We start from the raw sequence: 18,469 nt of genomic DNA, 5'->3' as shown, positions 1-18,469 counted from the left end.
TCTTTTTAAAAGCATTCATATTCTAAGCAAGGTTCTGCTTCTTCTGGCTGAAGAAATAGTTCTTTTGGTAATTGAACTAACTCACCTTTACCAAGAGATTGAAACAGCTCAGGATTATCTTGATAACTAATAACCATCTCTAAATCCTTATTTTTACCCAAGCCTTCATAGAGGACTTGATAAGTTGATGGATTAATAGAACGAATCAACCAATCTTCATCAAAATCAAATTTTTCAATTTGAACATCTGGAAAATATAGTTTCATAATGAAAACTCCTTTCAATTTTACTTTTAGTGTAAGAGATAATTAAAATTCTTGTTTTAATGGGACATTTCAGAGTTAAAAATCGCCACAAAAAAAGCCTTCAATATAAACTTGAAAGCCCTTTTTTATTGATTCAATTAACAAGTGACGTTAATAGGTTCTCCAGTTTGCCAATCGTATGGTATAATAAAGTTTGGGAGTTGCTCTCTAACAACATGACGTACTAATATATTTTTGTTAGTGCGTTTTTTATTTTTGGACTTTATATTTGTTGCGCTTGCTCTTCTCTTTCAGCACGTTCATCGGCTCTTACTTTTTCCATAAAGGCTCGCATATTTCCTTTTTCCGCATTTTTTAAAGCAAGAGTCAAACCACGCATAAAATCTTTTGATATTTTTAAAGGTGCTTGACTTTGTTGCAAACTCAATTGTCTTATCTGCTGCTTTTCTTGCATACTTTTAGAAACAGCTTGAGCGATTTTACTTTGTTTCTCACTTTCAGATTCAGGTAATAATTTCCGATATAATTTTTTTAATTCAGAAAAATGAATGGCGTTTTCTTTTTTTAAGTTTTTTATTTGACTATCATCTTTAGTCTCAGCAATAATTTGGTTATTGTTGTAAATACTATGTTTCACCTGAAAAATAGTCACATGCGTCTTTAGTTCATCTATATAGCCCTCTTTTGTCATCTCCTGCCCTTTTAATAGGGAAAGGATACTTTTATCTTCAAGAGACGAAACAGCTCTTATTTCAGCATTTAAACGGTTTATAGGGACTTGGATTTTTTCAGCCGAAGCTTTTGAAATTGAAAATTGGACACTATCTTCAAATTTTTGAGATAGTTTTTCTTTTTCTGCAAGCTCCCCCTTTTTTAGTTTAAAATTCGGAGTCAGTTGAAATTCGATATGTTTTAGTCGCTCTTCTATCTCTATTTTTTTAAAAGTAACAAAAGTTTGGTCATTTTTTAAAGGGTTCATCTGCTCTAATAAACGTTTTTGAATTAACAAAGTTGCCTGCTGCTCTTTTAACAAACTTAATTTTAAAGCATAGCGGAAAGTTCCTAATTCCTGACGCTCTTTCTCTGTTCGATTTGCTTTATTTTTAGCAGCATCCACTAGCTCTTTTAATTCATCTGAAGATAACAAAGATAACTGTTTCAAATTCATTCTTTTATTCAGAACATCTTCTTGTACTTGACTAATGTCGTAAGCTTTAGTTGGAACAAAAGTTGGCTTCTCAGCTTTGTTTCCATTAACTTCAGGTTTTAAAATTATAATGGGTATAGCTTCTTCAGGGACAAGATAGCCCATTTTCTCCCAAACATCAGCTAAGTGTACAAACGTAGCATCTGGACACTGTTGTCGAATCCTTTCTTGATTTCCTTTAGAAAAGTCTTCTATATTATTTTTAGGTTCGACATTGGCAATTCTAGGCACCTCTTGCTTAAATTTTTGTAGAATCTGATTTCCTAAACGCTCTCTCAATTCATGTTCTCTTCGATGAATCAATTTTTCAATCTCATACCCTTTAGACTGTCCTTGGATGCGAACAGCTTTTCCGTTCACGTATCGCAGCTTTTCGTAAGTTTGATTTTTTTCAGCTGAATAAACTCCTTCGTACATTTCTAAAAATTCTCTTGTTTCCGTAAGAAATTTCTGATAATCTTCTTTCCCTTCGTTTTCAAAGTAGGAGTCAAGATATTTGTTTATAAAGAATTTACTGACTGCAAAATCTTTCGCATTAGAAGCATACCGCCATTGTTTTTCAAAAGGCAAATGATTATAAGCCTGCTCCAAAAAATTTTTTTCAGCTGAAAGCGTCACTTGATTATTTTTAAAAACATTTTTTAAAAGATCAGATTTGAGATTAGCCAAAACTTGTTCTTTTCTGACAATCATATTACGAGTCTGTTCATTGATTAGTCCATGAAATACATCACTTTTTAGCTGCTTAATAGTTTTTTGAGAAAAGTTACCTCGATATTCCATTCGACCACGTGGACGATAAAAAATCTTTTCCCGATTTGAATTGATTTCAGAAAGTCCAATATGAACATGAATATTATCTGTATTGAGGTGAATATTTCCCCACCAAAAAGCTGAATCTGAAAGTCCTTCTTTTTGAATGACTTTTGGCATAGCTTCACGGATAACATTTTTAATTGCTTGTTGATCAACATGACCAGTTGCTTTATCATACAACCCTTCTTGAGACAAAAATTCATTATCAAACGAGATGACTCCTTGCCAAAGCAATGACCCATTTTGATAAGCTTCTTCTAAATTTCTTTTTAATTGATCCACACGTTTTGTTTGAAGATAATTAGCATCTTGATTAAAGACAGCAGTCCATTCCTGATTTTGTTGTTCAGTCGCATAAGAACGATTCATATAATCAATGTATTCTTTAAAATTTAAATTTTGTTCAGGAACAGCTTTTTTGATTTCTTTAATTTGTTCTTCTGTCAAATCTTCAATCACTTGCTTGTGATTTTCTAAAGATAAATCATTCTCTAATTCAACAGCTTCATCTCGATTTGTATAGTCAACATACTGAGCATTTGCCTCAGTATATTGCAGCATAAAAGTGATGTTTGGACTCGTTATTTCACTCACTTAAAACCTCCTTAATGAGAATGTTTAATAGTTTGACCTCGTGCAATGTCTTCCTGAATCACATCCTGAATTCGAGCTAATAATTCGTGTTGTTTAGAATCTAATTTTGAATAAATTGATTCTAAATCCTGCACATCCCATTCCTCACCCTTTGTGATTAAATGGAAATTAGTTAATTCAAGATAAAGTAATTGATCCATCAGCTTCTTCAACTGTTTAATTGCTCTTTGACTTTCATCTGGAGAATTTTCAACATCTTGTTTCAATTGAGCCATTCGTTCAAAATAACTCATTTCGTTTCCTGTTTCAATGAATAATTGATAAAAGGTTTCCAGTAGAATTGTAAATGTCGCAGAAACTGTCTGTTTGTGAGAAAGAAATTTATTTTCTTCTCTTCCCAAATAAGCAACAACTTCCCCAAACTTCTGCAAATTTTTTTCGTTACAATAAATAGATAATCTCGATTTCATTTGTTTTATCGTACTCCTTTTTTATTTTATTTGTGATGTTCCTGTTAAATAATTTATTTCATAATTTGGTTGAACATTGAAGATATAAATATCAAATGAGATAGTTTGGTCTTCAATACTTTGCGCTTCTATCCGAACTCCTCGACAGACTAATTCAACATTTTTAAAAAGCGGGGTCACTCGATAACGTACATGATGACCTGTTGTCTTAATATACTGAGCAATGATATTTTCATAATAAACCATCGAATTTTTTTCAGCCGAAAAGTTAGCATTCAATGCTCTTGTTCCAGTAAATAAATTTTTAACATTCGCATTTTCGCCACTCAATTCAAAAGCAATTAGGTGTGATCGATTATATAAATAATCCTTTTTTCCGTTAAAAATAATTTTTTTATTTTTCCAACCAGAAGGATAAACAAAAGAAATGTCTTCTCTTTTTCCTTGCGGCATAAGTTCTCTTCCTAACATAGCATTCGCTTCACCAACTCGTCCTAAAAAATCTAAATCTGAATAATGTTCCCAAGCACCTTTTTCTAAACTCAATTCCTGAGAAGTAAATTGAGCTTTTTTATTAATAGATATCACTTGTTGTCCGTCAAAAACTTTTTTCTTCAAAGCAGTATTTTGTTTTTGATACTGGTCTTTGATGGCAAAATTTTTTTCTTCAGGTGAATCAGTAAAAGCCAGTTGCTCTTTAATATCATGTTTGGTAAAAACGGTAGTTAATTGCTCACGATTTTGGGGCTGAATTAAAAAAATTACAATAAAAATGAGAGCAATTACTGCAAATTTATTTTTCTTCATCTATACTCCTTTCGATTATTTTTCTGTTTCAAGAGCATCTAAATCATCTATAAATCGTAGCCAATCTGTCGTCAATTTTTCGACAACTTCTTGTTTCGCATCCAAACTAATTTGACGAATTTCATTTTTCAATAATTGATCTAAGATTTCTTTTTGTTGAAATTTAATTTCTGATAAAGTTTTCGCAAATTGATTCTGATACAAATTCAATCCATCATTGTTTACGATGTTTTGAAGTTGGTCAAGCATGAATTGATTAAAGCTAGAAAACTCATATTTTTCGCAAATCAATTCAAGTTGAGAAAATATTAAATTAGGTACAGTCCGAATTTTGATTTCTCTAGTCATCACTTTCTACCTCACCCTCATATTCTAGCCAACGAGAAATATGATTGGCGTATTGATCCATTTTATCTTCAAATGTTTTCAGTTGCTCTTCTTGTTTTTGAACCTGCGCTAAAATAAAATCATTAGTCAATTTTATATTTTCTAAATGACTCAAATATAAACTTTCTGAATGATTAAATTGTCCTTTCGCAATTTTTTCACGACAGACAGAAAGTAGAAACTGATTGAACGATTTTGCCTTTGATTCTTTCGCTAAAACTTTCAAATAATTCACTTCGTTTTTTGATAAACCTCGGATTAAAATATCCATAATTTTATACTCCCTCTATCTTTTTATTTTTATTATTTTGAAAGAAAAATTATATTCTAATTGATACAAAACAGTGCCCTTCTTTTTTCTTTTGACGAGGCAAAAGCCAAAAGAAGCAAAAAAGAAAACCTCAAACTCGCAACATCACGAAAACAAGTTTTCTATTTTTGCGGTTTTCCGTCACCAAAACATTCCAGCAGGGCTAATGCCCTCCTGGTGTTTCAGCCTTGGAAAAAGAGCATAAGGGAAACTGTCCCCACGTTCCGTGTGGAGTTGATAGTATCAACGTTTCCGGTGATATCAATTTTCTCGGTTTCACCTACTTTTACATACACTAATAAATACATTTACTTACACTGTGTGTTGATATCACACACCAAATACATACATTTACATACCTTTCTATTCTGGAAAAATAAATCATCATATCATTTATTCAAGAGTTAATTCTGATGATTTTCAGCTGAGAAGTCTTGCGTTTTTGCTTCATTTTGTTTTGCTTCTTCACGAGCTTTTTTAGCTGCTAAACGTTGTTCTTTTTCCTCTTCTTTTACAAGTGTTAATTCAGATTTTAACTTAGATAAAACTTCTTCATACGACAAATTTTTATCTTTTTTGAATTGGATTTGCGTATAAATTTTTCCAATTTCTTTTTGAAGAGTTTCTTCCGCAAGTTTCTGTTCTGCTTCCAAAGCGATAACTTTTGCCTTGGCTTCTTCAAGCTCTGATTTAATTTTATTGATATTCTTTTTTGCCATTTTAGCACTCCTTTATATTCTATTTTATTTAGTATAAGAGATATTCTTTTTTTAGTTTTTAATGGGACAAATCAGAAAAAACTAATTTATTAAATTCTTTTACCTGACAAAAATAAAAATTATTTTAAGAAAAAAAGACGCTCCCCAATGAAATTATTAGGGAGAACACCTTCATTTTATTTTGTTCCTATTGTAGAAAAAGCAGTTCTTCGACTGAGTTTGAATTTAATCAATTTATGACCAAAATCTTCTTTTATTCCAAAAGAAAAAACTCTAAAAATAGGATAATAAATTGTATCCGAATCGATAAAAGACCGTTCATTTTCTTTCTCGAATTGGACTGCTTTATAGCTAATAGCTGTTGTCACTTTTCTATTTAAAAAACTCAATTCTACGACATTTTGTTATTTCATCTCTACAGTCTCTATCGGGCTTGAAAATTCAAATGTACCATCTTTGATAGCCGCCTTTTTCTTTTCTAGCGAAGTTGTTTTTTCTTTTAAAATATCTATATTTTGGTTAGCTGTTTCAATAGAACGATTCTTCGTTTCTGTATCAGAATCAATCTGTTCAATGTCTTTTTGATTCTTGGTTAAGTCATCACCTGATAAATATTTTGCTTCTGTTAGCAAGCTTTCTTTAGAAGACTCATTATCTTTGATGAGTTCTTTTAGTTTTTTTATTGATTGAGTCAATTTCTTCATCTGCTCTTTTTGAAAACCAATTTCTTCTTCAATTTCTTGAAGAGCAAATTCTTCACGAGAAATATTTTTAACAGTTGCTATTTCCATTTTTTTGTTTTGTGGAGTGACAAAAAATTGAACCACATTTTCTGAAGATTTATCTTCTTGTTTGAAGCCTTTAAAATCATCATCTGATGAACTAGATGGCGTAGAAATATCTACATCAATTTGATTTGTAGTCACTCTATTATTTTTAATATCAATCGCAAAAGCTCCAAAACCTTTCGGAACATTTTTGATAATGACGGATATTTTTTTATCAGTAATTGGAATTACTTCCATACTTGTATCAGAAGATTTATGTTGTGCATATAGTTTCCAATTTAACCTTTTACTATCTATTCCACGTGCAATAGATGAAGTAGAATCCGTTGTTTCAAACTGAAGAACAATCACTCCTGTTTTTGGAGAATAGATTTGTTTAACTAAACTAATTTCTCCTGTTCCGTTTTCAAATACTCGCTTAGTCGCAAGTTGGTCTGTTGTAAAGGTTTGACGCTGCGGGGAAAAAATAGCGCCTAATAATAGACTACTCCAGACAGCTAACAGAAATGAAAAAGTAATCAATTTTCGCTTCACAACATTTTCTTGACACCATTCTTTTATTCTGTAAAAGAATTTAATAACTGCACTTTCTTGAAGTTGTTTAATCAATTGTTTTATTGTATCTATCATTTTTCTTGCCTCCACTGACGAAGATGAATTTTACTATCTGGATAAATGATTTTTAAAAGCATCATCAACACTAAAGAAGCTCTGTAGATTCGTTTTTCTTGTTCAAAGTTCCGAACAATTGTCACATAAAAAAGTGGAAAAAACCAAGCTGTCAGCAGAGCAGACATTGTGATAATATGCCCGATAAAATTAAATAAATTACTCACGGAATGCCTCCTTTATTGCCTGTTTATTAGCTGTGAAATCTCCCTTATTGTTCTTTTTAGCATACAAGTAAGACTTGATAACTCCTTTACGAATAGAGACTACGGTAGCTGCTTTATTTACGTCATATTGATGCACTAATTTTTGTCCCTCTTTTGTTTGAATATTGATATAAAACGTTGGATAATCACTCTTACTAGCAGCTTTAATCACTGCATTTTTAGCAGCTCGACAATAAGGACAAGTCTTTTTATAAAAGACAAGCTGAACATTTTGCTCAAGTACTACATCGTTGTATTGCTTTTGAGTTAAATGACTGTCATAAGGGGCATCAAACTGGAAACTGCTATAAATAGCCATACCAAACAATAAAACCAATCCAAATATTCCGATCATAAACATTAGTTTATCTTTCACCATAATCCCCTCCTTCTTCTTCAAGAAAATCAAATAAATTGCCTTGAATCATTTTAAATTGAGACAATTCTTTTATTTGGCTGTTTAATACTTGAAAAGTATTTTGCATTTTCTTTTGGAGCTTTGGATCAAAGGAATCAAAAATCTGAACAATTGGAAGCATTGGAAGATGGTCATTCTTTTCAGCTTTCAACAGACTAGATACAACATTGTCTGATTTAATAATATGATCTACTCGAATTAAAGCAGGAATACTTGTAATGACGTCTTGGTTTTGATAGAAGGTCAAACAAATATCTCCTTCAGCAATAAATTCATAATCAGAATGTTGGTCATCCATTTTAAAATAATTAGCATCTTCTTCTTGACCTACGCCTGTTAAATAATAGCCACGAAGAATTTTATATTTCTTTTCAGTCATTTCTACTCCTTCTTTCTAGCTGACTTTATGAAACCGAAACGGTGCATCATAATAGTTTGGCAAACAAGTAAACTTCTTAGTTGTCGAAATAGGCTCTTCTTTGTGGTAGTGCTTCTGAATATACTGACAAGCCAATCCTTGACTTTCAAAAACCAAAATCTTCTCTTCACTATCACGAACATAGTCCCCTAATAAAAAGCTAAAGATGATATATTTCATTTGTTTTCCTCCTTGTATATTTTTACCAATTCACTGTCTTCAGCCAATCTAGCCTTATCAATACTCTCTACAATATAGATCCAAGTGATAGTAAGGAAATAGCTTATCATAATTAGAAAACAGTAGGAATGTGCGTATTTTTCTCTCAATTCTGGAGCTGTAGAAATAAAATGAATTTTATCATCTACTGTACCGAAACCAACTTTAGATGTATAAGTAACATAAGTGCTTGACAAGAAATTGCCTTTTAAAGGAGAAGAATACCAACTAAGTTTGGTATAGGTTTCCAAATTGATAGGAATGGAAAATACATCTTTGTTTTTATCATACTGACTCAGAGTAATTGTATAAACTGTTTTTTCATTTTTGGTTTCAATATGTTGAGTTTTGCTTTTCAGTTGGACAATTCGATAAGTATTATTATTTTGAATTTTATTAGCAGCAAAAATATCTATTAGATAATAACTAATGATACCAAGCACAATGAATAGAATTGTGCTTCTCACAAAAGCGGACACCAATAGATTTCTATTTATTTTTAATTTCATTTTTATTTCTCCTTATCATTCAAATTTTTTTGAAATTGCTTCAATCACATTTACCGTCACGCTGTTTCCTGCTTGTTTGTATAGTTGACTGTTTGAATTGACCTCTTGCGCCTTATCAAAAGCCCAATCAGGGAATCCTTGTAACCTCCAGCACTCACGAGGTGTTAGCTTGCGAATACGATAGCCATCGGTTATTCCAAAACTTCCAGCTCGAACAGTGCTACCTCCCCCACTTGATGTTAATGTTCCAACCTCATCTTTTGTGATTTTGTTGTAAAAGTCTACAACTTTGACCAAGTTATTCTCTTGCCAGCTATTGCTGGATAAAGTAGGTGCTATGCTGTGCTGAGCACCTTTATTAAATCCCCTTGCCTTTTGAATAATCTTTGGCTCTTGCCCTCTTCCTTGCATGGTTGAAAGAGTTGGCGCGAGACCTCCTGGTATCGCCACTTTCAAAGGGTCTTTTTGAGTAGTGGTGCTACATAGCGTTGGGGCAAGTGAATCTATTGAGACAACATCGCCGCTTTGCGATTTGCCTTTTTTGCGAATATTTCCTACTTTTTTGATTTTTTGTTGTTTGCAATCAGTCGTTTTGTCATTTCCGCCGAGAGGAAATATTGCTCTGATACTTCTTCCTCTAAGATGTCCGATAATAAACACACGTTCCCGATTTTGGGGGACTCCAAAATCTTTGCTGTTAAGCACTTGCCATTCCACATTGTACCCCAGTTCATCCAAGGCTCCGAGAATGGTCTCGAATGTAGCTCCTCCGTCGTGGTTGAGCAGTCCTTTGACGTTTTCAAGGAATAAATATTTAGGTCTGAGAATAGATGCGAACCTTGCAATTTCAAAGAACAAAGTTCCTCGTGTATCCTCAAAACCTCGCCTGTTTCCTGCAATGCTGAAAGCCTGGCACGGAAATCCTCCACAGATAACATCCACACTTCCGATTCTTCGAACAGACTCATTTGATACTCTTGTGATGTCATGTAGTTCTATTTCTCCTTCCATATTGTGTATAGCTTTATAGGATTTTCTGGCGAACTTGTCTATTTCGCAGAACCCTACGCATTCATGCCCGGCTGATTCCATCCCAAGGCGGAACCCGCCGATACCCGCAAATAAATCTAAAAATTTCATTTATCCTCCTAAAATAACTCCAACTGCTTTTTCGGTTGAAAATTCATCCAAAGAACTTCTGTACGTGACAAGCCATGTTCTGCAGTTGCCAGAAACTCTACTCTTTCCCAGTTTTTCAGCTGCTTATTGTATAAATCACTGTCATAACCACTAAGTAATATTTTAGCTTTCGATTGATTCAATATTTCTAATAACTCTTGATGATCCTGATCTTCCATCTCTACTGTATATTGTTTTCTTGTCCTCGTACTCAAAACATAAGGTGGATCAAGATACATACAGACATTCTCACGATTATATTCTGAAATTAAATCCAAAGCCGGCCGGTTCTCAATCTGTACTTGTTTTAAGCGGATAGCTGCTTCTTGGATAATTTCAGGAAGTTCATTCCAATGATTCACCGCATAAGCTCTTTCTCGACCGTTCACATCACGCTTCCAACCAGACTTTTCAAAATTGCGGAAGCCATGAGACATCAAAGAACGAATAATAAAATTAGCTGCTTTGTCAACTTCGTTGTGAGGCTTAGTCCCCAAGCCCTGTTATAAACAGTCCGACTATAAGGTGTCAGAAAGAGTTTTTCGCTTAGCTCTTTAGGAGTTGCTTGAATTACCTGAAAAAGATTGACAACATCATCATTCAAATCATTGACCGTTTCAATTGAACTTGAAGGTTTATTAAATAAAACTGCTACACTTCCAAAGAATGGTTCTAGGTAGCTCTTATGAGCTGGAAACAAGTCAATAATCTTTCCATTTACTTCCTGGATACCTTAGAATTGATTTCATAATCACTCTCAACCTTCCTTTTCATATAATTCAATAATGAATCTTATATCATTATTTAAAGCTACAAAATCCTCTTCAGTAGAACTAGTATGTAGCAATAATTCATATTGACTTTTACAAAGTTCTCCTAAGCTCTTATTTATGTTTATAAGCTGATAAAGATTTTGTTCTATCTTATTTCTTAGTTTTTCTAGCATAGAAATATTCTCCTACTAATAGATTATTATTTTTTTACATCTATTTTTCTGCTCACAAATCCCTCACGGTATCCTAGATATAATGTAATGGGAGTTTGCGGGTTTTCGATCTAGCCTACGTCAACCTCAAACAAAGAGACTTCTTGAACCTGTTTAAAAGCCATCTCTGCTCTTTGAAGTACCTGTTGGATAAATCCTAATCTTTCTTCAAAGAAAGTGGCTATATTGGCAAAATAAGCTTCCTGACGCTCTCTTTTAATCTGAATAACAGATAAAAGAACAGATTTGATAGAAGCAATTCGAATACCTCCACCTCGACCAGATTTTACTTTCAAAAAGATTTTTTGTTCTTTCTTCAAAACTTTCAATACTTTATCTAAACTTCTTTCTGGAATTGATAGTTCCTCTCGTATCGCTTTCTTTGTCGTCTGAAGAAATGGATCAGTATCTTCTTGTGACAGACTTTCTAAATAGTTCATGACATCACTTTTCCATTCATGCAGATGACTATTTTTTCTTGCTTGTCGAGGTTTCTTAAACTTCTTCCAACCTTGTCGAATAAAAAGATCACTAATTGTTAGTTTCTTATCCACCCAAGCTTTACAAAGCAAGAGAACAAAATCTCTACTAGCAGCTTCGTATTTTCCAGAATAAGCACTTTTGACAACCTTCAGACATTCGTCCTGAGAGAGTGGTTCGTCCAATCCTGAATTGAATTGTCCCAAAACTGTCTCACAATCGCCCTGAGAGACACCTGATGAATAGTTCGCAAGCGCTAAAGTGAATAAGACATTGTTTCTTCCCATCAGGGCTTTAGCTCCCTTGATATTTGATTCATTCATCAGCATTCTATACCAAGGCTCATCAATTTGTTTTTTGCCTTCCGTTCCTGTGATAACAGTTAGATTTGCTTTCCGTTTTGAGAAGCTAAATTCTGACTGTTTCATAGACCATTGAAGCCATTCTTCAAACGAATAGGTATAGTCTTCAAAAAAGAATTCTACGTTGTCTGTGCGAGGGATTCTAGCAATTCCAAAGTGATTGCAGGTTAAGTCAACTGGAAGGGTTTTTCTAAAATGATTTCTCAAGTTTTGAGAGATCTCTTTCGCAACTTTGATGACTTTGAAATTTGAATGAGCTGTCACATAAGCTGGCTCTTTCAATGCAAAGTAAGCTTGATAACCTTTGTCTGATTTTAAAATGAGCGTTGGCATAAATCCTAAATCCATTGCCGCATTCAGGATGTCTCCAGAGGACATTTCTTCAGCTGATGAAGTAATATCAAAGTCAATGTAAAAGGTGTTAATTTGTCTAAGATTCTCTTCATTGTGTCCTCGTGTAATTCGTCGTTTTTTGTCACTATAAGCTCCATATCGATAAACATTTGGTGTCCAATGAGTAAATCTATCTCGATTCTCTAGAATCGCTTCTAACGAGGTTAAAACGACTCCAGTAGCATGAACCATATCATCTTTAGAACGATAGCCAAAAATAGAACCTTTATTCTCTTCTTCAGGAGAAGTTTTAGGTCTTAATTGACTGTTCTTAAACTTATAATTTCTAATCCCATTTTTTAAGATGAGATGATAAATTGTCTCTAGTTGCATAATTATCCTTTCAGTTTTATACTTCCTGATAAATAATTTTTTGACTTTGCATAACCAGCTTTTAAATCTTGCTTATTATAGATTACTGCAGGATGAGTCTCTACATATTGACTACGTTTCCATTGATTACGCAATCGCTTATTTGAACGATTCATCTTTTTTTCGATTTCTGCAAAACGAAAGCCCAATTTAAGGTATGTTATAACATCTTCTTCAAAACTCTCTTTATCAGATTGCTTTCTAACTTTTGTTTCAAAAGTATTTTCTGTATCATCTGCTCTAATACTTATCTGATATTGAATGTAGAGGCTTCTCATCTCTTCTATTTTCTTTTGCCATTGTGAGCTATAGCGTTCACCTGAATACTTATTTACTAATTCTCTTACTGGACTTTTGAACTTTAGCTGAAATCGATCAAATTCTCCTAAATCAGCGAACGGGTCAATGAAGCCTAATGGTTCACTCTTTATCAACTGTTCATAAAAAATATTTTTTTCCATAGCTATCACTCTTCATTCATACTTTAATAAATATTTGGATAGTCAATACTGAAATAAGGTGACTTAATTTCTTAAAACTAGTAATAAGGGATTTTTATATTTCATCAACACTTCTCCTTTCCTACTTGTTTTAAACAAACAAAAATAGAGTTGAATAATCAACTCTCTAAGTTACTTTAATACTATAAATATTGATTTTTTTCTAATTCTACAAACTCTTACCACTTAGTCTGCCCAAAAAGTCCGTCTGGTAGGTCATGAAATCCCTTGCCCTCTTGATAGTTGGCAAATTTACCCAATAAAAACTGATAGGCATCCAGACGGCTCTCATAACGAATCGCAGCTTCTTTAGCACGTTCATCTTGGTCTTCTTCATAGACTTTCTGACTCTCTTGAAGAGCCATTTCGTTGATTGCTACTTGAGTTTTGACCCAAGCTTCAAAATCCTTTAAAAATTCCTGTTCGTACATCATCATATTCCTTCTAATCTACTCCTCGGTAGAAATCTTCTTCAATATCACGGAAAGGCTGAATATCTTGGACATATTCCAGCACACCTTGAAATTCTCCTGCTTCATCTCTCACTGCCGCATATGTCACATGAACAAATTTATCCCGCGACTCAGACTTGAACCACATAACAAACTTGTCTCGCTTGCCTTCACGCAATTCCTTAAAAATAAAGCGAACTTTCTCCAAAAACTTAGGCGGGTGGCACAGCTCGACATTGCGCCCCACTTGACCCGGCGTCCGTTTGAAAATCATCTCATCAGCTGGCACACTGTCATTGTAGTACTGGAAAATATCCTCCTTATTAACAAAGGTAATCTCCATTGGCAGATGATTGAGAATCAAATTAGCCTCTTCCACTGATAAATAGCCATGTCCAAACGGCTGTTGGTTCTGCCAATCAAAATTGTTTTCTGTCTTTTTCTTTTTTGGTTTAAAGGAAATGGTGACCTGTCCATCAGGCGTCTCAATGACTTGCTGAATAGTACCGTCTGACACAAACTCGTCACTGGCTGCCGCTTCGCTTCCAGTCTTCTCAGCAGTCTCTTTTTCTGCCTCCGTGAATGATTGACGATCTGGTACCCATTTCTCAGTCGGCTTGATAATGGCATAACCATAGGCACCACTTTCTTCTGCAATTTTCAACCAATCGTCCTGTGTGAAAGATTCCAGCAAAATCATAAGCAAGATGGACTCTTCCTTGAAAATCATCGCTTCAAACTCAGCTGCAAAATTTTCAAATGTTGCTCGAACTTGCTCGATACCTAGATTGGACAAATCTTCAGCAGCAGTCTTTGCTTCCTGAAAAAGCTCTCGAATCTGGTCGTCCACACCCCACATAACCTTGGGTGGTGAGTCATGACCGTATTTCTCCATAATCGGAAACATCAGCTCTTCCTTGCGCTGATAATGAATGTCAAATTGACCGACCAAGACCAGCTGGCGCATCAGTCCCCTTTCCAACTCTGTCTTCATTTCTGCATCATCTGTTTGAGCATAAGTATCAAGGAGACGCCGAACCCGCAAAAGAGCTGCTCTCAGAGCCAGATTTTCCTGCTTAAAAATTTGAACTGGATGTCCTGGATGATCTGTGTCAGCCACTTCTACATTTTTCACTGCTCCCTTAAAAAGATTCGCATGAACATTGCAAAGCGACATAACATCCTCAAAGGTTACACCCGTATCCGAGTTCATCAGTTCGTGCTCCATAAGACTGATCTCAATAGCCGAAACACCTGTAAAATGCTTGTTAAACTGCTCTTGAACCTCTTCTGCTGTTGCACCATGATGCAAATCCAGCAAAATGGATTTCAAAATCTCAATTCGTTCATCTGCCATCAGTCTAGCCCCACCACTTCATAGCCATTTGCTTCCAATGTCATGACAATTTTATCCATAGGGGTTCCTTCTAGCTTCGATCCTTGCTTTAACGACACCTTGCGACCAACCGTATTGCGCATGATTGGATTGGCAAGCGGTTTAAAACCAAGTTCCACCAAAATCTCCAACACTTCTGGGTGTTTGTCAACTACTTCTGCCACAGGAATGGATACATCAATGATATTGTCCATACTTCACCTCATGAACATTTTTCTATTATTATAACACAAAAAGTAGTTGCTTTCTAAGCAAAACCAAAACGCTCTTTATCTTTGCCTCATTCCATTTTTCTGAATCAATCATCATCTATAACTATTTTTAATATAGTATAAGTATTTGTTATAATAAAACGACTCTTTGTTTTTCACAAGTAAAACAATTGATAAATTCTCTTTTCAAAGCAAAATATTTCACAAACAAAAGAAAATTTATTAAATCACAATTTTGAAAACGTTTTTATAATCGTGATATACTAATTTCAAAAACAGGATGAAGGAGATAGTATGTCTATTACAACTTTACTAAACATCAAATATCCAATTTTTCAAGGTGCTATGGCGCAAATTTCTCACTATCAGTTGGCTGTTGCTGTTTCAGAAGCGGGTGGCTTGGGGATTATTGCTTCAGGTGGTATGACTGGCGACCAATTGCGCGAAGAAATTCGTGAATTGCGTAAACTCACAGACAAACCATTCGCTGTTAATGTGGTGCTGATGCTGAAAAATGTCGAAGAGCTTGTGAATGTTATCATCGAAGAAAAAGTTCCTATTGTGACAACTGGTGCTGGCACCCCTAAATTTATTCTGCCTGCTCTCAAAGAAGCAGGTATCAAGGTTATTCCGGTCATTGCCAGCGTGAAACATGCTAAAAAAATGCAAGAATTAGGTGTTGACGCTGTTATCGCTGAAGGATCTGAAGCGGGTGGTCATATCGGTAGCACCAATACCATGGCTTTGCTGCCACAAATTACTGATGCAGTTGATATTCCCGTGATTGGTGCAGGAGGTATTGCAGACGGTCGCGGGCTTGCTGCTGCTTTCGTTTTAGGCGCACAAGGAGTTCAACTCGGTACGGTATTTCTCGCATCAGAAGAATGCCCAATCGCTGAAAGTTATAAAGAAGCCGTTCTCAAGGCAAATGATACAGATACAGCTGTCACAGGCAGGAGGGCGGGTGCCCCCGTTCGTTGTATTCGAAACGAAATGACAGACCATTATATAGAACTTGAAAATAAAGGTACCAGCCGTGAGGAACTGGAAGAGATTACTATTGGAGCTCTCTCAAAAGCTGTATATGACGGAGACACAAAAAACGGCTCCATGATGTGCGGTCAAATTGCTGGTATGATAAAAGAAATCCGACCATGCAAAGAAATCATTGAAACAATCGTCTCAGATGCACAAAAAGCATTGAAAAACACAGAGATTTCCTTGTAAAATCGAAAAAACTTGTAGAAAATGATCTCTACAAGTTTTTCTATTGCTGAAGTAGTTGAAAATATTTGCGTTTCATTTTACTGCTCAACTTCTGTCGCCTATTTGTCATCTGCCTTAAACTAGGCTCACTCATGAACAAGTCATTCTAACCCATTTACCAAACGCTATAAAATATCAATAGCATTGCTACAGTATACCTTCTTTGCAATTTTTACATCCTGATTCTTTGAACTTTCGTTGTTAGAAAGTGCCTCGTATATTATTCTAACATACAGTAAAAGTGTTTCATATCATTTCCCGTCATTTTCAGTACGTTCTTGTCCCCACCAGTAAGGCATGAGTTCTCCCAAAGTAATCGTTTCTCGTTTTTCAAAATCTAGCATAAACTCTGGATGACGATTCTCAGGATTCAACTCCATTAAAAATTCTCTACACGCCCCACAAGGCATACCAGAACCTCCTCCATAAGGTGGTTTATCACGAAAAGCCAATACTCGTTTCATTTTTGTCTGTCCAGAACACTGATACATATTAAAAGCTGCTGCCCTTTCAGCGCAGAGATGAAAAACACCACAGGTTCCTTCAAAGCAAAAGCCGGTATAAATCTTTCCATCCTCTGCTTCAATAGCTGCTACAACATGATTAGCGTACACAAAGGGCGATACCTCATGCGGATCATAGAGCTTCTTGGCTTCTTCATACATTTTTCCCAAATATCCATTCTAATCCTCTTTCTTTACCAATTTCACTACAGCCTCGGTCCTGGCTGTGTGTGGAAACATATCCACAGATTGAATATAATGAACATCGTAGACCTTGCTCAATTGTATCAAATCTCTAGCTAGAGTAGAGACATTACAGGAGACATAAACCATTTTCTTTGGTGCATAACGAACAATCGTTCCAAGCAGCTTTTCATCTAAGCCAGTCCGTGGCGGATCCACAATCAAGGCATCTGCTCGGTAACCTTCCTTGTACCAACGAGGCATAATGCTTTCAGCAGTCCCAGCCTCATAATAAGCATTGTCAAAGCCCATCTTCTTGGCATTTCGCTTAGCATCCTCAATAGCTTCTGGTATAACATCCATGCCACGAAGAGACTTCACTTTTTTAGCAAAAGCAAAGCCAATCGTTCCCACACCACAATAAGCATCAATCAGACAATCCTCTGAATCGACATCCAGAGCCTTAACAGCTTCACTGTAAAGCACCTCTGTTTGCTCTGGATTAAGCTGGTAAAAAGCCCTAGGCGATAAGGAAAACTCGTAATCCAAAACACCTTCCTGAATGGTTTCTTTCCCCCAGATAATCTCCGTCCTATCTCCATAGATTTCACTTGATTTTGTCGTATGGTAATTGACCGCCACTGTTTCCAACTCTGGAAATTCTGCTGACAAATCACGAATGACTGGAGAAAAGTCCAACTTCTTTCCCGTGACAAAAATCATCTGTACCTGACCTGTTTTCCGAGCCCTGCGAATCATAACCGTCCGAATGCCGGCATTTTTTCGCTCATCATAGATAGGAAGATTGTACTTTCCCAAAAGGAGAGCCACTTTATTGATGATTTTCTGCGTTACCTTATCCTGAACCAAACAGTTTTTCAAAGAAATCAGATAATGAGAATTCTGCGCATAAAGACCCGCTTTTACATCTCCCTTAAATTTCCGTGTTTGAAACTGCAACTTCGCTCGATAATATTGAGGTTCTTGCATACCAATCGTTGGACGAATCTCATAGTTTTCATAACCTTGAGGCGCAAATTTTTTCAAAGCCTGCCGCAACAGATCCGTCTTAAACTCCAGTTGCTTATCATAATGCAAGTGCATAATCTGGCAGCCCCCGCATTTTTCATAAATCTCACAAGGAGGCTCTACTCGATACTTGGAGCGTTTGTTAATCGTCAACAGTTTCGCTTCAACAAAATTACGCTTAACCGTCGTGATTTGACAAAAAATATCCTCACCTTTTAAAGCACCTGGTACAAAGACCAATGTCTTTTTATAAAATCCAATCCCTTCCCCGTTGATTCCCATTTTTTTGATTTTCAAGGGGATTTTTTGTTTTACTTTCAGATTCATAAGCCTATTATACCATGCCAACACGAT

22 protein-coding genes and 3 pseudogenes are annotated in these 18,469 nt (G+C 35.2%); 1 reads left to right on the top strand and 24 read right to left on the bottom strand.

Annotation, left to right across the window (positions count from 1 at the left end; translation table 11 throughout):
- Positions 1-5: 5 nt before the first annotated feature.
- The 22 genes and pseudogenes from HMPREF2876_RS01460 to HMPREF2876_RS01355 form a co-directional block, all read right to left on the bottom strand.
- A complete protein-coding gene (locus tag HMPREF2876_RS01460) occupies positions 6-266 on the bottom strand; it encodes a hypothetical protein (protein ID WP_024052239.1) in 261 nt (86 codons plus the stop codon).
- Between the two features lie 262 nt (positions 267-528).
- Positions 529-2,883, bottom strand: coding sequence for a MobP2 family relaxase (mobP2, locus tag HMPREF2876_RS01455; protein ID WP_070583998.1), 2,355 nt, complete (start codon positions 2,881-2,883; stop codon positions 529-531).
- 11 nt (positions 2,884-2,894) lie between these two features.
- Positions 2,895-3,353: a hypothetical protein gene (locus tag HMPREF2876_RS01450; protein ID WP_070583996.1), complete on the bottom strand. Its 459-nt coding sequence runs from the start codon at positions 3,351-3,353 to the stop codon at positions 2,895-2,897.
- A gap of 21 nt (positions 3,354-3,374) precedes the next feature.
- Positions 3,375-4,160 (bottom strand): DNA/RNA non-specific endonuclease, encoded by a 786-nt coding sequence (locus HMPREF2876_RS01445; protein WP_070583994.1) that lies wholly within the window; start codon positions 4,158-4,160, stop codon positions 3,375-3,377.
- A gap of 15 nt (positions 4,161-4,175) precedes the next feature.
- Positions 4,176-4,508: a hypothetical protein gene (locus tag HMPREF2876_RS01440; RefSeq protein WP_003030124.1), complete on the bottom strand. Its 333-nt coding sequence runs from the start codon at positions 4,506-4,508 to the stop codon at positions 4,176-4,178.
- Positions 4,501-4,818, bottom strand: coding sequence for a hypothetical protein (locus HMPREF2876_RS01435; protein WP_070583991.1), 318 nt, complete (start codon positions 4,816-4,818; stop codon positions 4,501-4,503). Before HMPREF2876_RS01435 ends, HMPREF2876_RS01440 begins: the two co-directional genes overlap by 8 nt.
- Before the next feature lie 443 nt (positions 4,819-5,261).
- The gene (locus tag HMPREF2876_RS01430; protein ID WP_070583989.1) at positions 5,262-5,576 is read right to left on the bottom strand and encodes a hypothetical protein; all 315 of its coding nucleotides are present in this window, start codon (positions 5,574-5,576) and stop codon (positions 5,262-5,264) included.
- 176 nt (positions 5,577-5,752) lie between these two features.
- Positions 5,753-5,980, bottom strand: a pseudogene (locus HMPREF2876_RS10795) (hypothetical protein); the annotation flags it as partial.
- A complete protein-coding gene (locus HMPREF2876_RS01420) occupies positions 5,981-6,994 on the bottom strand; it encodes a hypothetical protein (RefSeq protein WP_070583987.1) in 1,014 nt (337 codons plus the stop codon).
- On the bottom strand, positions 6,991-7,200 hold the full coding sequence (locus tag HMPREF2876_RS01415) for a hypothetical protein (protein ID WP_024052247.1): 210 nt from the start codon (positions 7,198-7,200) through the stop codon (positions 6,991-6,993). Before HMPREF2876_RS01415 ends, HMPREF2876_RS01420 begins: the two co-directional genes overlap by 4 nt.
- On the bottom strand, positions 7,193-7,618 hold the full coding sequence (locus HMPREF2876_RS01410) for a thioredoxin domain-containing protein (RefSeq protein ID WP_024052248.1): 426 nt from the start codon (positions 7,616-7,618) through the stop codon (positions 7,193-7,195). Before HMPREF2876_RS01410 ends, HMPREF2876_RS01415 begins: the two co-directional genes overlap by 8 nt.
- Complete coding sequence (locus HMPREF2876_RS01405; RefSeq protein ID WP_024052249.1) at positions 7,605-8,036, bottom strand: hypothetical protein; 432 nt, start codon at positions 8,034-8,036, stop codon at positions 7,605-7,607. The genes HMPREF2876_RS01410 and HMPREF2876_RS01405 overlap by 14 nt, the downstream gene beginning before the upstream one ends.
- A gap of 15 nt (positions 8,037-8,051) precedes the next feature.
- Positions 8,052-8,255, bottom strand: coding sequence for a hypothetical protein (locus HMPREF2876_RS01400; protein WP_003030137.1), 204 nt, complete (start codon positions 8,253-8,255; stop codon positions 8,052-8,054).
- Positions 8,252-8,803, bottom strand: coding sequence for a hypothetical protein (locus HMPREF2876_RS01395; RefSeq protein ID WP_070583985.1), 552 nt, complete (start codon positions 8,801-8,803; stop codon positions 8,252-8,254). The genes HMPREF2876_RS01400 and HMPREF2876_RS01395 overlap by 4 nt, the downstream gene beginning before the upstream one ends.
- 15 nt (positions 8,804-8,818) lie before the next feature.
- Positions 8,819-9,943 (bottom strand): DNA cytosine methyltransferase, encoded by a 1,125-nt coding sequence (locus HMPREF2876_RS01390; protein WP_024052251.1) that lies wholly within the window; start codon positions 9,941-9,943, stop codon positions 8,819-8,821.
- Positions 9,944-9,951: 8 nt separating this feature from the next.
- Positions 9,952-10,731 (bottom strand): annotated as a pseudogene (locus tag HMPREF2876_RS01385) (DNA adenine methylase).
- A gap of 8 nt (positions 10,732-10,739) precedes the next feature.
- Positions 10,740-10,928 (bottom strand): hypothetical protein, encoded by a 189-nt coding sequence (locus HMPREF2876_RS01380; protein WP_070583983.1) that lies wholly within the window; start codon positions 10,926-10,928, stop codon positions 10,740-10,742.
- A 110-nt stretch (positions 10,929-11,038) separates the two neighbouring features.
- Positions 11,039-12,535 carry a primase C-terminal domain-containing protein gene (locus tag HMPREF2876_RS01375; RefSeq protein WP_024052253.1) on the bottom strand — a complete coding sequence of 499 codons (1,497 nt, stop codon included), beginning with the start codon at positions 12,533-12,535 and terminating at the stop codon, positions 11,039-11,041.
- Between the two features lie 2 nt (positions 12,536-12,537).
- Positions 12,538-13,035, bottom strand: coding sequence for a modification methylase Sau96I (locus tag HMPREF2876_RS01370; protein WP_070583981.1), 498 nt, complete (start codon positions 13,033-13,035; stop codon positions 12,538-12,540).
- A gap of 218 nt (positions 13,036-13,253) precedes the next feature.
- The gene (locus tag HMPREF2876_RS01365; protein WP_070583979.1) at positions 13,254-13,508 is read right to left on the bottom strand and encodes a DUF1912 family protein; all 255 of its coding nucleotides are present in this window, start codon (positions 13,506-13,508) and stop codon (positions 13,254-13,256) included.
- Positions 13,509-13,518: 10 nt separating this feature from the next.
- Complete coding sequence (locus HMPREF2876_RS01360) at positions 13,519-14,883, bottom strand: DUF438 domain-containing protein (protein ID WP_024052095.1); 1,365 nt, start codon at positions 14,881-14,883, stop codon at positions 13,519-13,521.
- Positions 14,883-15,116, bottom strand: a complete 234-nt coding sequence (locus HMPREF2876_RS01355; protein WP_003025778.1) for a DUF1858 domain-containing protein — start codon at positions 15,114-15,116, stop codon at positions 14,883-14,885. The genes HMPREF2876_RS01360 and HMPREF2876_RS01355 overlap by 1 nt, the downstream gene beginning before the upstream one ends.
- Before the next feature lie 312 nt (positions 15,117-15,428).
- Here HMPREF2876_RS01355 and HMPREF2876_RS01350 point away from each other — a divergent pair, with 312 nt between their 5' ends.
- Positions 15,429-16,361, top strand: a complete 933-nt coding sequence (locus HMPREF2876_RS01350) for a nitronate monooxygenase (RefSeq protein WP_070241556.1) — start codon at positions 15,429-15,431, stop codon at positions 16,359-16,361.
- 290 nt (positions 16,362-16,651) lie between these two features.
- Here HMPREF2876_RS01350 and HMPREF2876_RS01345 read toward each other — a convergent pair.
- Positions 16,652-17,082, bottom strand: a pseudogene (locus HMPREF2876_RS01345) (cytidine deaminase family protein).
- A gap of 1 nt (position 17,083) precedes the next feature.
- Entirely contained in the window at positions 17,084-18,442 is a 1,359-nt protein-coding gene (gene rlmD, locus HMPREF2876_RS01340) for a 23S rRNA (uracil(1939)-C(5))-methyltransferase RlmD (RefSeq protein WP_024052098.1), read from the bottom strand.
- Between the last annotated feature and the right edge of the window lie 27 nt (positions 18,443-18,469).

The organism is Streptococcus sp. HMSC073A12, from assembly GCF_001812815.1.
Classification (GTDB): Bacteria; Bacillota; Bacilli; order Lactobacillales; family Streptococcaceae; genus Streptococcus; species Streptococcus vaginalis.
The sequence above is the reverse complement of the archived record's forward strand: the minus strand, read 5'-3'. Positions and strand labels throughout refer to the sequence as shown.